A 13882-nucleotide genomic window follows, 5' to 3' on the forward strand; every position below is an offset into this window, starting at 1 on the left:
ACTTCATTGCTGATCACACTCGCAATGAGCTCTGCGTTCGCCGTTGCAGCCCCGGATCAAGTGGCGCAGCGCAAGGACGTGTCACTAGCAATGGCTAACGATTTGCTCAATGCCGCGCTCACAGCCTGTCACGCCGATGGCCGCACAGCCGTTGCCGCCGTTGTTGACCGTGGCGGCAATCTGGTTGCCGTGCAACGCGATGACAATGTCGGCCCGCACAACACGTTAGCCGCGCAACGCAAAGCCTATACCGCCCTGTCGACCAAGACTTCGACGCGGTTGTTAGCGCAGCGTGCTCGCGCTAATCCGGATGCTGAAAACCTCAACACCCTCGATGAGTTGTTGCTCCTGGGTGGAGGCGTGCCATTGACATCCGAGGGTCAGGTCATCGGCGCCATCGGAGTGGCCGGTGCAGGCGGCGCTGCAAACGATGAAGGTTGTGCAGAGGTCGCTATCAACAAAGTTTTACCTGCCGTTAAAAACTAAGGACATCACCATGACTCTATTGAAAAGTTTCTTCGCTGGCGCTGTATTGAGTGCCCTTTCAGCCCTTGCATCAGCGGCGGCAAATCCACTGAGCGTGCACGTACTCAACTTGCAGGATGGCCTGCCCTCCCCTGGCGTCAATGTCACGCTGGAAAAACAGAATGGGAAAAACTGGGACATGCTCAACAGCGCGGCAACCAATGAGCAAGGTCGTATCACCGGGCTGTATCCGGAAGGTCGGGGTCTGGAAAAAGGTACCTACCGTGTCACCTTCAAAACCGGTGAGTGGTTCAAGGCGCACAAAACGTCCAGCTTCTTTCCGGAGGTACCCGTCATATTTGAGGTGGACGGCACTGTCCCGCACTACCACATCCCGTTGCTTCTCAGCCCCTACGGCTTCTCCACCTACCGAGGAAATTGATAGTCGAGCGATACCCAATGGATACCAGCCGCCCCTACTCGAAAGGGCGGCACTGTCGTTTGACTTTTCACCATCAAAACCTTCAGCGATGACCAAGTTCACTCCTTAGCCTGGTTCTCGTTACAGGGGATGATGCCGACGACAGCACCTTTCTGATCCTTGACCATGAATTGCGGGCCGCTCATCCCCCCCGAATGGCCATGCTGAGACAAGGGCATACGGTCGATTTCACGGAGGAAAGAATAGCGACCATCCTCAGCCTATTCCTGGGCGTGCTTGATACAAACCTATACAAAATACTGCCATGCGCATAAGACTGATCAGAAGGCGGTGACGCTTTACTTTGACGATGAATGCCCGCTCTGCACTCTCTAAATCAATGTCCTGCGCAGAAGCGCCAAGCAGTCCCAACCGTTATTTGTCGGAGTCCGTTGTAATGAGCTTGAACCCGCGCCATGGTGCTAGCGCGCTGCAAGCCTCAAGCATTTCGGCTACTAAAATGACTTGAGGCGCAATCTGTGCGCCCTTTTCACTCGGATATCGAGTGCTCTGCCGATTACGCGACAGCTGCGTAAACCGATGGTCAATTGCCGATGCTCAATCCCCTACCCGATCAATGCATGCCCCGCGATCAACATGTATCCCACGTGTTCAACCACGAATTTTCTTGTACAATAATTATCGCATTGTATAGGTTTTGCGTTAACTTGATGAAAGTGCCAAGCAGTCCATCTCAACTGAGGTACGTATGTTCAACTCGCAAATCAAAAAAGAACTGGCCATCAGCCGGCAGCGACTGACTGACTGCGAAGCCACCCTCGCCGCACTAGGTGGCTCCATGGCTATGATTGAGTTCCAACCTGATGGCACGATCCTCGGCGCCAATAACAATTTCCTGAGACTGATGGGCTATCGCCTTGAAGAAATTCATGCCCGACATCACCGCTTGTTCTGTACGCCGACATACGCCAACAGCGTCGCTTATCAAGGTTTTTGGTCACGCCTGAGTAAGGGGGAGTTCATAAACGAACGCTTCCTGCGCCTGGACAAACAGGGCCGTGAGATCTGGCTGGAGGCCAGCTATAACCCTGTTCGCGACACCTCCGGACGGGTGATCAAGGTCGTCAAAATTGCAACTGATGTCACTGCCCGGGTGCTGAAGGAACAAGAGCAGGAGAGCCAAATCAAAGCGATTAACCGTTCCATGGCAACCATTGAGTTCAACCGGCAGGGAGAAGTCATCAGCGCCAATGAAAACTTCCTTGCAGTGATGGGTTACCGCTTCGATGAGATTGTTGGCAAGCACCATCGTCTGTTCTGTGAGCGTAGCGAAAGTGAATCCAACGAGTATCGCCAGTTCTGGGAGCGTCTGAATCAAGGCGAATTTTTCTCTGGTAACTTCAAACGCCTCAACAACCAAGGACACACCGTCTGGTTACGTGCGACTTACAATCCGGTGTTCGACGCCAACGGCAGCCTTTACAAAGTCGTTAAGTTTGCGAGCGATATCACTGCTGAAGTTCTCCAGCAGGAAGCTGAGTCACGAGCCGCACGCATGGCTTATGAGACGTCACTGAAAACCGACGATACAGCACACGAAGGTGCCCGAGTGGTGCAGGAGACAGTGGATCTCATGCAAAGCCTGGCTGGCGAATTGAATCACGCAGCCGAAGGTATCAATGCTGTCAGTCAGCAGTCGGAAGTCATCAGCAGCATCGTGCAGACCATCCGTGGCATCGCCGAACAAACGAATCTTCTGGCGCTAAACGCAGCCATCGAAGCGGCGCGTGCCGGAGAGCAGGGTCGTGGTTTTGCGGTGGTCGCTGACGAAGTGCGCAATCTGGCTTCGCGCACAAGCCAAGCCACCATCAAGATTGTCGAGGTGGTGCAGCACAATCGTGAATTGGCCAAGGGGGCCGTGACCAGGATGGAGGCGAGTAAAGACAAGGCAGAACAAGGCGTCAAATTAGCCGGCGAAGCGGGTCAAGTGATTCAAGATATTCAGGATAGTGCTCGAAAAGTCGTGCACGCGATCAGCCATTTCTCGTCGACATTGGCACGATGATTCAGCCTTGCAGCCCTGTGCAAAGTCGCGGCTTGATCGACACATTAATAGTCATTGAAAAACGGGTTCTGAATGAACGAAAAAACACGACCAGTCCCTCCTTGCAGTGCCTGCAGGGATGGTAAAGAACTGGATTTTGAGTTCAGCATGGCTTTCCAGCCAATCGTCGATCTGCGCGACAACAGTATTTTTGCCTACGAGGCTTTGGTACGTGGTTGCGATGGCAGTGGTGCCGCTGCCATTCTTGGAAAGGTGAACGAACAGAACCGATATGCCTTTGACCAAGCCTGTCGGGTCAAGGCTGTCGAGCTTGCTTCACGCTTGAAAATCCCCTGTTTTGTCAGCATCAACTTCCTACCCAATGCGGTATATCAAGCAGCCACGTGCATTCGTGCGACGCTTGAAGCTGCTCGCAGGTTTGGATTTCCCACCGAACGGCTGATTTTTGAGATCACTGAAAACGAAGAGTTGGTGGACAAGGAGCATCTAAAAAGCATCATTCGTGAATATCGCCTTAAAGGCTTCAAGACAGCGATAGATGATTTCGGTGCTGGGTACTCGGGGCTCAATTTGCTGGCAGAGTTTCAACCCGACATTATCAAACTGGACATGGCTTTGGTACGTAGCATCTGCACTGACCCGGTGCGGCAGGCAATTGTTCAAGGTATTCTCGGTGTGTGCAAAGCGCTCAATATTGAAGTGATTGCAGAGGGCGTAGAGACCAATGCTGAATTACAGCAGTTACTGGCCCTGGGCATTCACTACTATCAAGGCTATCTGTTTGCAAAGCCCGAATATGAAACGCTGCCAAACGTGAAATGGCCGACCCAGAACATTGACTAGGTATAAGTCGCACTAACTTTATAAATCGAGAGAATCAATACTCTGACTTTTTGCGGAAAAAATGTTTACTCATAACATAATTTGGATTACCCAATTCTTTTACAACCTTAGTTTTAAACTGCAAGACCGGGATTATTGGAACTAAACACCCACAGCAATTTATTTCAAGAGGTATTGATGGATACCCTAACTTATAAGATTAACGGGCTACAGCAAGCTCATCGCCTCCATGCGCTCGTGGCATGGAGAGCTGCCCGTCTACTCCCCGGTGGATCTACAAACCAACAGTTCAAGACCAAGCCTTTGGAATAGAGATGAGTTAAATTCGCGCGGATGCTGCCGCGAGTGCGGAAAAAACGACGCACGACCTGAGAAACAAAGGTAAGTTTAGCCTCGAGCTCGACGATTACCCTTATGAATGTAGTTGTTTCACGATGCCATCGGCTGACACACTATTATCTATAAAACTGCTGGTGTCGTGGCCACGTTCGCAAAACATTCAGGGATGAAGGCAAAAAGCAGAAGCCCTGGAGCCGCGAAATCCTGGGGTATTTTTTCTATTTGGCGACCACGAAAACGATCAGCGACACGGCTACGATCCAGCAGATGATCAGTAGCATTCCCATCCACATAAAATGCTGATCCATCGGCCTTCCTTGTGAGTGATTTCATGCTCAAAATCAACTTAACGCACCACGGCGTTGAAGCACGCTTAACAAGCCAGTGACGCTGCCTTTTTTCCATACAGGGCGTCGAACCCTTACCAAACGTTAGTGTAGATGGCGCATTCTTAGGCGCAAGCCGGAAAGAAAAATCTGCGCCATCATAAAATTACCAATTGTAAGCATTAGATCGGGCTACAGCTTCACCCGCAGAATCCATCCCGCCCTCACCTTATCCGCATACACCTTGAGTCGATCCACGTCAGTGTGGAGCTTACCAATCCGCTCCGTCAGCGCCAGCGCCAGCGCCAGCGCATCAGCATCACTGAGCTGACTCGCGAGACGCCCAAGGTCTGCGCAGATATCCTCAAGACTGAAGGCAATCTCTGTAAGTTTACGCTTTAGATCTTGCTCTGCCTTGCTGATCCCCACAATTCCCCCATCACCTTAAACGGGCCAATTAAGCAGTTGCGTTCATTTCAGTTTATGCCCCCACATAACTTCCCCCTCATAAATCTTCACGTCCCCTAGTGAACCATCAACACATCGCCGTCATCGCAGACCTTGATACAGTTCACCAATTTTTTCAGCTCCTGAAGGGCACCCAGAAGGATATTTGCTTCCTCAACCATGCCGGCTTCACAAAGCATTGTTATGACACTTAGCAGATCATCCATGGAGTGCTTTATATCCTCCACGCGTGATTTATTTACTGACTCTACGTCTTGCAAGGCGGTTACCTCTTTGCTCGAATTATTTACGCAGCCCCGATCTGATCGGTGCAAGCAGTCAATCAATTCTCATCAGCATGAAACAGTGAGCACATCCTCAAAACGACCTGAGTGTGTGTTTTAATTCCTGCCAAACTTAAGCGCTCGGTTATTCGTATCAACTCGATGACTGACCATTTCAGGTCAGAGGCGGCACACTGGAGGTCATGTTTTAGATCCTGCTCTGAATTATTGCGACCCATTACCCCTTTCTCTATTTCCCTGCCATGCAAGATGCCCTAGCCACCGTGCAAGCGAGAGATGCCCTAGCCACCGTGCAAGCGAGGGGACATGTGCTTCCCAAACTAACGCAGTCCTTGACGGAAAACCACGCAATGAAAGACGGCAATCTTCAATTCAGTTCAATAACCGCACAAAAATTACGACAATAGCAGCAGTGATGGCATAATGGACATAACGTGTGCCTTTTTTTGTAGAGAATTAACCTTGCGTGCAACTCAAACGATTACGTCTGTTGAGCAAATTTTTCCTGCCCAGCAGCGCTTGATCTCAGCTACTGATTCCAGCGGTAAAATCACCTACTGCAATGATGAGTTCACGAAAATAAGCGGCTACTCCCGTGAGGAGCTGGTCGGCAGCCCACACAATTTGGTACGCCACCCGGACATGCCACCTGCTGTTTTTGGGATGATGTGGAGCTATCTGAAGGCCGGACAAAGCTGGATGGGCGTCGTAAAGAATCGTTGCAAGAATGGCGACTATTACTGGGTCAATGCGTACGTCACTCCCATTCTCGAAAATGGCCATCTAATAGGCTACGAGTCCGTAAGGGTCAAGCCGACTCGCGAACAGATTGAGCGAGCACAAACACTGTATCAGCGGCTTCGTGCCGGCAAAAAGGCCGTGCCGAAGAGGCGCCACTATGCCGCATTTATGGGCAGGCTGGTTTTCCCGATCATGGCGGCACTGACAGCTATCGGAGTGGTTAACACGCTGCCGAATCTGCTGGCGCAAACAATAGTCGCCGTACTCTTTCTGGCCATTGGATTGTGGACTTATACGCGCGAGGTTAACCAACTTAATCGAATCATTAAAAGCGCTCCCGATGCGTTCAGTGATCCGATCAGCGCCCTCACCTACAGCGATACATACGGCCCTTCAGCGCAGCTGGAAATGGTACTAATCAGCGAAGACGCGCGTCTTAAAACTGCCTTGACTCGACTGAGCGATCTGGCTAACCAGGTGGCTGAAGCCGCTGCACATTCCTCCTTGCTCTCTAACCAGACTGAACATGCCTTGCTCGAGCAACGGGCCGAAACGGACATGACCGCAGCCGCCATGACTGAAATGGCGGCGTCAATCAGTGAGGTGGCGGGGCATGTTCAACAAACCGCGACTGAGGCGCAAACTGCGAATGAACTGGCCGAACAAGGCGACAAAGTCGCCGGCACCACTAGAGAGGCTATTCAGCTTCTGGCCAGCACGGTAACAAACATCAGCACTGCGGTGGACAACCTCGCCAATGAAACACAGCAAATTATGACGGCTGCCGGGGTGATCCAATCTATTGCGGATCAAACCAACTTGCTGGCCCTCAATGCGGCTATTGAAGCGGCCAGGGCTGGTGAACAGGGCCGAGGTTTCGCCGTGGTCGCTGATGAAGTTCGCGCTTTGGCCAGTAAAACCCGCGTGTCTACCCAACAAATTCAGAGTGTGATTGAAACCCTTAAAAAGGGTGCCGATGAGGCGGTGAGCATTGCCAGACTCGGTATCCGCGAGGCAGATCACGGCGTGCAACAGGTCATAGAGGCGCAGGGTGCCCTTCAAGGTATCCGCGAGGCAGTCGAACGCATCAGTGGCATGAGTCAGCAAATGGCCGCCGCTTCAGAAGAACAGGCGCATGTCGCCGAAGATATTGCTCGGCAGATCAACAACGTCGCAGGAACCGTTGATAGAACAGCTAGAAATGCTAACGCAGCGGTCGCTCGTGGCAGTGAGCTTGAAACTACCTCCCGTGGTTTACGGGCTCTGGTTGAACGCTTCAACAGGTAACCAGACCTAAGGGAGAGGGTCGTCTTGATTATCAGCCTAATTAATGGAGCGGCATTGCTTTTGGCTTTGTGCTGGCTGCACGCGTTCATTACGCGCCGCTGGGACAAGCACAGCACAGCAATACAATTGGTTTTAGGACTGTTATTCGGCGCTATTTGCGTGATTGGCATGCTAAATCCCATCTCGCCAGAGCCCGGAATATTCTTCGATGGCCGCAGCGTAGTTCTGAGCATGGCCGCACTATTTAACGGGCCACTCGTGGCCAGCGTTGCCGGCCTAATCGCCGGTTTTTACCGAATATGGATGGGCGGCAGCGGTATGGCGTTTGGTCTGGTGGAGATCGGCCTATCCATAGTGTTTGGCCTGCTTTACCGGCATTACTCCTTAATCGGTAAGCTTACCGTCGGCCCTTGGCAGCTTTGGTTTTTAGGCCTGTTAATGCAGGTTTTGGATATGCTGTTGTTACCCGCAGCACAAGCAGCATCAAGCCAGGAACAGGCAGCTCTCCCCTTACTGCTTGTCATGCCAGTTGCGACGGTCGTACTAGGTTTGATGCTCAAAGAGATCGAGCAACGCAAACGAACAGAGCTTGCCCTGCAACTGAGGAAGTCGCGCCTACGCGCAATCACCGAGGCGATTCCTGACACCCTAATGGTGTTGGATGAAGATGGACTCTATCTAGAGGTGACCCCTTCCAAGAAGGAGGCGCACAGTGATGCCTTGACCGCACATATTGGCCAAAGCGTGCACGATGTGTTGCCTCAAAGCGAAGCCGAGCGCTTTATGGAATTCATACGGCAGACCTTGGCCAGCGATAGACCGCAACTCATCGAATACACCCGGCAGAGTGCAGACGGCATAAAGATACTTGAGGGTCATGCCCAACGTCTGGATATTCAACTCAATGGCAAGCAGGCGGTGGTCGTACTCGCCCGCGATGTAACTCAGCGGGTCGATGACGAACATGAATTGCGCATCGCCGCTGCCGCGTTTGAAACGCAGCAAGGCATGATTATCACCGACGAGTTCAACCGCATCCTGAGAGTCAATCAGGCCTTCAGCACCATCACCGGGTATAGCAGTGAGGAAGCTGTTGGTCAGCGAACTAGCCTGCTTAGCTCTGGACGCCAGAGCCTGGCGTTTTATCAAAGCATGTGGCAACAGCTCAAGGCGTTGGATCGCTGGCAAGGCGAAATCTGGAATCGGCGTAAAAACGGAGAGATTTTTCCCCAATGGCTGTCGATCAGCGCGGTGCGAAACACCCAGGGCAATGTTATCAATTACGTCGCATCGATTGACGATACCTCCGAGCGCAAGGCAGCCGAGGAACGTATCCAGCGCCTTGCTTTTTTTGATGGACTGACCGACCTACCCAATCGAAGCCTTCTACTCGATCGCTTGCAGCACGTGCTGGATGGTTGCATGAGTAGCGGCGAATGCGCAGCGCTGATGTTTCTCGACCTCGACGGATTCAAGAACATCAACGATCTGCATGGGCATCATATTGGTGACAAAGTCTTGTGTCTGGCTGCTGCGCGGCTCAATGGCGCAGTGCGGGCCAGTGACACAGTGGCACGCCTTGGCGGCGATGAGTTCGTTGTGCTGCTGGAGCATCTCAGCAAGCAACCAGAACAGGCCGCCATGCAGGTCGAGCATGTCACCACATTACTGCTAGCGAAACTGGCCGAACCTTACCAAATTGACGGACTAGAATTGCACAGCAGTGCGAGTATCGGCGTAACACTATTTAACGACGAGTCCTGCTCAATAGATGAACTCATGCAACGCGCTGACCTGTCGATGTACGAGGCAAAAGCTGCGGGTAAGCATACTGTGCGGTTCTTCGATCCGCGCATGCAAGAAGCTGTTAGCGAGCGCTTAAATCTAGAACAGGATATTCGCCGGGGACTGATGTCGGAAGAGTTCATCCCCTACCTGCAGCCACAGCTTGATGACAAAGGTTGCCTGGTCGGCGCTGAAGTATTGGCACGCTGGCAACACCCTCAGCGTGGTCTACTGAGTCCAGCAGCCTTTGTTGAGGTGGCTGAGCTCGCCGGCTTGATTGAAACGCTGGATATGCAAATGCTGCAGAAGGCTTGCCATCAGCTAGCATTATGGAGCCGCCAATCGGCAACGTCATCGCTCAGTTTGTCCGTCAATCTAAGTGCACGCCTCCTCTATCAGCCAAACTTTGTCGAGCAAGTGTTCCAGACTTTGGAGCGAAGTGGCGCAGCCCCCCACAGACTAAAATTAGAGCTTACCGAGACGCTGCTGCTTGACGACTTACCAGGTGCGATTGCTCGCATATGTGAACTCAAGGCGCATGGCATTCGCTTCTCGATCGACGACTTTGGCACAGGTTACTCGTCGCTCGCCTACTTGCAGCAATTATCGCTAGATCAATTGAAGATCGACCAATCGTTTGTTCGCGAGCTGCCAAGCGATACAAACAGTTTTGCAATCATCAGTGCCATCTGCGCATTGGCCAGTAGTCTGCAACTAGAGGTGATTGCCGAAGGGGTGGAGACTCATGAGCAATACATCGCTCTGCTGGAGCTCGGCTGCCGGAGTTTCCAAGGCTACCTATTTGGCCGACCAATGCCGCTGATCGAGTTTGAGCGCCTGATACCGACGAATACTTTGAAAATCGAGTGTGAAGACCATACTTGTTAGAGCCAAGCGTAGTGGGCCAAGCACATCGATAATAAACCTATAACAAATGCGCGCCAGACGATATTCGCAGATTAAGTGAGTTTCTATTGTTCCCCCTGGCACTCCTCCCAGCCCCGCTGTGGGCTTTGCCGATAGAACTCCCGCGCTGCATTATTGGTCTGGGAAGGCCGCTTAGCCCACGGGGAGTGGTTCTTTATGTAGGCGGTGCGGCTGACACGGCGGTTCCCTGCACAACCGCCTGCGGTTTCTGCGTGAGATGGTTGCTGGGGTAGCCGAGTGCATTGGCAAAGAGAAGGTTGGCGTCCGTTTCGCACCATTGTTCAGCAGCACCGATGAGGAGCGCACTTACCTAGGGATGGCTGAAGACGATCCTCTACTACCGACATCGAAGCGATCAAAGTACTTGAGGATGCTGGCATTGCTTTCCTCTTCATCGCCGAAGCGGACTGGGATAATGCACCGCACAAAGCGGCACGCATTTGCTAGATTCAGGACTGACAGACCTTGTCGCTTCGGCCGTACTTTCATGGCCAACCCGGATCTACCAGCCAGAATCGCGAACGAATGGCCGCTGAACCCTCTGAGCTCAGCGACCGTGTATGGCGGTAATGCCGAGGGTTATACTGATTACTCCGTGTATGGTGGGTAACCGCTAAAAATGATATGTCACTCACTGGGACTCTGAAAATGATCGACGCAGAACTGCTGAAACTGGTGGTTGAAGCATCCAACGACGGCATCGTGGTAGCAGAGCAGGAAGGTGACGAAAACATCCTGATCTACGCCAACCCAGCCTTTCAGCGCCTTACGGGGTACAGCGTTGACGACATCCTGTACCAGGACTGCCGTTTCCTGCAGGGTGATGACCGTGACCAAGCCGGATTGACAGTAATCCGCGAGGCGATAAGGAACCTTCTCCCCTGCCGACAAGTCATTCGTAACTATCGCAAGGACGGCAGCGCCTTCTGGAACGAACTGTCGATTACCCCGGTGTTCAATGACAACGATCAACTCACCTACTTCATCGGTATCCAGAAGGACGTCAGCTTAGAAGTTGAGGCTAAGGAGCGGGTGCGTGAACTGGAAGCCGAAGTCGCCCAGCTGAAAATCCAACTGGATCAATTGCAATCTAAAGCCTAAATACATCCGCCCTTGATGGGTTAACGATCCGGCTGTGCGCTCGAGAAATCAAGATCCTAGGTTCGCGACTTGTTGCATCAAAGCCTTCAGGGCTCGGGCGCGACTCCGCTTGATCTTTATTAAAGCTAGTATGGCAGGCTATCGCATGCACGCTTGTGCGCCGGTGATGCGATGATTTTTCGTTACGCCACCCTCTACAGGTTTTTAAGTCGGAGCTGGAAATGAGTGATTTTGAGAATGCCGCTCGGGAGGTTCTCGCGTTTTTGCGGCGCCGGCTAGGCTTTAATCTGTGGATGGTAACTCGCACAGAAAATGATGATTGGACTGTCTTGCATATTGAAGACCAAAGCTATGGTGTTCATCCTGGGCAGGTATTTAATTGGAGCGATTCGTTTTGCAGTCAGATGGTAAAGGGGAACGGCCCTCGCATTGCTCCAAACTCAGAAACGGTGGCTGCTTACGCTTCGGCACCAATAGGCAAGCAACTAAAAATCCGAGCTTACATCGGTGTGCCTCTCCTTCTCTCTGATGGTTCACTTTTCGGCACATTGTGCGCCGTTCATCCAGAACCCATGCCTGCAAAAATTGAAGAAGACCAGGAGCTTCTCGAAATGATTGGCATGATGCTCAGCAAAATTTTGCAAATGGAGTTGAAAGCTGATGAAGAGTCAAGCAGAGCCGAGCGTTTCGAGGCCCAGGCTCTTAGAGATGCACTGACCGGGCTTTACAATCGGGCAGGTTGGGAGCAGTTAGCGACCTCTCAGGATGGGCGTAATCGTCGCTACGGAAAATCGTCAGCAATCTTAGTCATTGATCTGGACGATTTAAAGCTTGTGAACGATAGCAAGGGGCATGCTGCAGGTGATGAGCTAATCAGGCGCGCAGCTAATGCCCTTACTCATGCATCCCGAATAGACGATATCGTCGCGAGGCTAGGAGGGGATGAGTTCGCCATCATAGGTGTCAATTGCGATATAGCTGGCGGCGAGGCGCTTCGTGAAAGGGTGAGTCAAGCGCTACGCCAGGCGGGCGTTAGGGCCTCATTAGGGTTGGCGATGGCTAGTGCTAGGAACGCCATATCTTCGGCGCTGACCCTTGCTGACAGACAAATGTACGAGGAGAAACGCCTCAAAAAGCTGGAGGGGTGTAAAGGGTCAGCGAATACTCCTTGCTGAATCTGCTTTCATATTTATTACCCCCTGCACTGTGAATCGGATCTGATGCCTTAACTGATGTTGGCAGAGGAATCCATACCAACTCAAGTGCTGAAAAAAAGGGCCATCAACAGACTGCGTGAAAACCTAGCAATCTGTCCGGCCCTTTAAAAGAATGCTCCGTATCGAAAGATACGGAGCATTTTTCGACTCAGCCTACAAGGAGAGTCCCGTAGCCAGACCAGCCTATTCCCGGTGTCGCTAGAGGAGCTGATCCCTGAAGATCACCTCGTACGGGTCATCGACCTGTATGTCGCCAAGCTCGATCTGGGCCAGCTAGGTTTTGAGAAAGCACAGCCCAAGACCACTGGGCGCCCTGCTTACGACCACGCCGATAAGTTGAAGCTCTATCTCTACGGCTATTTTCAGCGCGTTCGCTCGTCGCGGCGCCTAGAAGCTGAGTGCCAACGCAACATCGAAGTGATGTGGTTGATCAACCGTAAGCGTCCAGCCAACACACCTTCCGAACTCCAGCATTAAGGGCGATGGTGGCCCGCCAGCCCCTTCGCCCGAGAAGATGCACCGAGTATGTATTTCAAAGCAGGATTTCCAACTACCCCGCTGCTCCCATACCAACGCTCAGCCTGAAAGTGCCCCACCACAGGGTGGAGCGCCGCTAGGGAACAGATCTTTGTCGCCGAGTTTCTTCAACAAGAAGTCATACACCAATCGTATTCGGCGTGGCGCGGGCCCGGGTCGCGTCCGATAAAGAACCAAATCGAGCGGCGGCGGAGCGTAGTCAGGCACCACCTCCACAAGGGCGCCTTGGGATAAATGAGGTTCCGCGAGATACAAAGGCATTTGGGCAAACACAGCCCCCTGAAGCACCATTTCCAACTCGGTTTCCGGGTCATCACAGGTGAAGCTAGGTTGCTGAGGAGTGAAGCTCTCTTCGTTAGGAAAAATCCACGGCCAACCGCGCCCGGATCTACGATCCTGGAGCAGGGACAATGGCATGTCTTTCAACTCGTCCAAGTTCGAGGGAACACCTGCACTGGCGATGAGCGCGGGCGCGGCGACGACAATCAGCGGAACAGTTGCGACAGTCCTAGCGATAAATCGCCGATCTCGCACGGTACCCACCCGGATGCCAATATCAATCTTCGATACCACTGAGTCTGTCAGCTCATCATCCAACGAAAGGTCGATGCTCAACTGAGGATGTTGCCGGCGCAACTCTGCCAGGAAGCGCGTTAGATAGAGCTTGCCGATCGCATGAGGGGCGGTCAGCCCAACGCGCCCAGCAACCCCTTCATCAGCACCGCGATCTGCCCTCGCAAACAGCTGGTCGAACCTGTCCACTGCTGCTCTCGCATCTAGGGCCAACTCCCTTCCGAAATCCGTGATCCTCATCTGTCGCGTGCTCCGATGAAACAGGGGCTCGCCCATTAGCCGCTCAAGCTCCTGCACCGCTCGCGTGACCTTTTGCGGAGATGTTCCTAACTGGTTAGCGGCATCACGAAAGGACGAGGCGTCCGCGACCGCAAGGAAAACTCTGATCATCTCTAGGCGATTTAGCATCAAATTATTCCATATCTTGGAATTTTCAAATCCTAAATATTCCATTCTATGTGATTGAAGGGCAACCCATAATT

General features: G+C 52.4%; 11 protein-coding genes and 5 pseudogenes. 12 read left to right on the forward strand and 4 right to left on the reverse strand.

The window, feature by feature from the left end:
* The 5 genes and pseudogenes from ACVWYU_RS29510 to ACVWYU_RS29530 form a co-directional block, all read left to right on the forward strand.
* Positions 1-486 (forward strand): GlcG/HbpS family heme-binding protein (locus ACVWYU_RS29510; protein WP_457374369.1); only part of this gene is annotated, 486 nt, incomplete at its 5' end.
* A gap of 10 nt (positions 487-496) precedes the next feature.
* Positions 497-907 (forward strand): hydroxyisourate hydrolase, encoded by a 411-nt coding sequence (uraH, locus tag ACVWYU_RS29515; RefSeq protein WP_247256976.1) that lies wholly within the window; start codon positions 497-499, stop codon positions 905-907.
* 844 nt (positions 908-1751) lie between these two features.
* A pseudogene (locus ACVWYU_RS29520) lies at positions 1752-2429 on the forward strand (PAS domain-containing protein); the annotation flags it as partial.
* Between the two features lie 111 nt (positions 2430-2540).
* Positions 2541-2972 (forward strand): annotated as a pseudogene (locus ACVWYU_RS29525) (methyl-accepting chemotaxis protein); the annotation flags it as partial.
* A 72-nt stretch (positions 2973-3044) separates the two neighbouring features.
* On the forward strand, positions 3045-3815 hold the full coding sequence (locus ACVWYU_RS29530; protein ID WP_457374370.1) for an EAL domain-containing protein: 771 nt from the start codon (positions 3045-3047) through the stop codon (positions 3813-3815).
* Between the two features lie 459 nt (positions 3816-4274).
* Here ACVWYU_RS29530 and ACVWYU_RS29535 read toward each other — a convergent pair whose 3' ends face one another.
* The 3 genes from ACVWYU_RS29535 to ACVWYU_RS29545 form a co-directional block, all read right to left on the reverse strand.
* Positions 4275-4487, reverse strand: a complete 213-nt coding sequence (locus ACVWYU_RS29535) for a hypothetical protein (protein WP_457374371.1) — start codon at positions 4485-4487, stop codon at positions 4275-4277.
* Positions 4488-4672: 185 nt separating this feature from the next.
* Positions 4673-4909, reverse strand: coding sequence for a hypothetical protein (locus tag ACVWYU_RS29540; protein WP_457374372.1), 237 nt, complete (start codon positions 4907-4909; stop codon positions 4673-4675).
* Between the two features lie 95 nt (positions 4910-5004).
* A complete protein-coding gene (locus tag ACVWYU_RS29545) occupies positions 5005-5154 on the reverse strand; it encodes a hypothetical protein (protein ID WP_457374373.1) in 150 nt (49 codons plus the stop codon).
* 501 nt (positions 5155-5655) lie between these two features.
* Between ACVWYU_RS29545 and ACVWYU_RS29550 the strand changes: the two are divergent.
* The 7 genes and pseudogenes from ACVWYU_RS29550 to ACVWYU_RS29580 all read left to right on the forward strand — a co-directional run.
* Positions 5656-5976, forward strand: a pseudogene (locus ACVWYU_RS29550) (PAS domain-containing protein); the annotation flags it as partial.
* 189 nt (positions 5977-6165) lie between these two features.
* On the forward strand, positions 6166-7260 hold the full coding sequence (locus tag ACVWYU_RS29555; RefSeq protein WP_457374396.1) for a methyl-accepting chemotaxis protein: 1095 nt from the start codon (positions 6166-6168) through the stop codon (positions 7258-7260).
* 24 nt (positions 7261-7284) lie between these two features.
* A complete protein-coding gene (locus tag ACVWYU_RS29560; protein WP_457374374.1) occupies positions 7285-9933 on the forward strand; it encodes an EAL domain-containing protein in 2649 nt (882 codons plus the stop codon).
* Between the two features lie 214 nt (positions 9934-10147).
* Positions 10148-10582 (forward strand): annotated as a pseudogene (locus tag ACVWYU_RS29565) (oxidoreductase); the annotation flags it as partial.
* 38 nt (positions 10583-10620) lie between these two features.
* A complete protein-coding gene (locus ACVWYU_RS29570) occupies positions 10621-11073 on the forward strand; it encodes a PAS domain-containing protein (RefSeq protein WP_457374375.1) in 453 nt (150 codons plus the stop codon).
* A gap of 221 nt (positions 11074-11294) precedes the next feature.
* A complete protein-coding gene (locus ACVWYU_RS29575; protein WP_457374376.1) occupies positions 11295-12248 on the forward strand; it encodes a sensor domain-containing diguanylate cyclase in 954 nt (317 codons plus the stop codon).
* 180 nt (positions 12249-12428) lie between these two features.
* A pseudogene (locus tag ACVWYU_RS29580) lies at positions 12429-12737 on the forward strand (transposase); the annotation flags it as partial.
* Between the two features lie 129 nt (positions 12738-12866).
* On the opposite strand, the gene ACVWYU_RS29585 reads toward ACVWYU_RS29580, so the two are convergent.
* Positions 12867-13808: a LysR family transcriptional regulator gene (locus tag ACVWYU_RS29585; RefSeq protein WP_457374377.1), complete on the reverse strand. Its 942-nt coding sequence runs from the start codon at positions 13806-13808 to the stop codon at positions 12867-12869.
* Between the last annotated feature and the right edge of the window lie 74 nt (positions 13809-13882).

The organism is Pseudomonas sp. TE12234, assembly GCF_054061835.1.

Coding starts and splice junctions, on each gene's coding strand:
- ACVWYU_RS29535 (WP_457374371.1), bottom strand. CDS start 4,487: ATGAAATCACTCACAAGGAAGGCCGATGGATCAGCATTTTATGTGGAT.
- ACVWYU_RS29555 (WP_457374396.1), top strand. CDS start 6,166: ATGGCGGCACTGACAGCTATCGGAGTGGTTAACACGCTGCCGAATCTG.
- ACVWYU_RS29530 (WP_457374370.1), top strand. CDS start 3,045: ATGAACGAAAAAACACGACCAGTCCCTCCTTGCAGTGCCTGCAGGGAT.
- ACVWYU_RS29545 (WP_457374373.1), bottom strand. CDS start 5,154: ATGGATGATCTGCTAAGTGTCATAACAATGCTTTGTGAAGCCGGCATG.
- ACVWYU_RS29570 (WP_457374375.1), top strand. CDS start 10,621: ATGATCGACGCAGAACTGCTGAAACTGGTGGTTGAAGCATCCAACGAC.
- ACVWYU_RS29585 (WP_457374377.1), bottom strand. CDS start 13,808: ATGCTAAATCGCCTAGAGATGATCAGAGTTTTCCTTGCGGTCGCGGAC.
- ACVWYU_RS29575 (WP_457374376.1), top strand. CDS start 11,295: ATGAGTGATTTTGAGAATGCCGCTCGGGAGGTTCTCGCGTTTTTGCGG.
- uraH (WP_247256976.1), top strand. CDS start 497: ATGACTCTATTGAAAAGTTTCTTCGCTGGCGCTGTATTGAGTGCCCTT.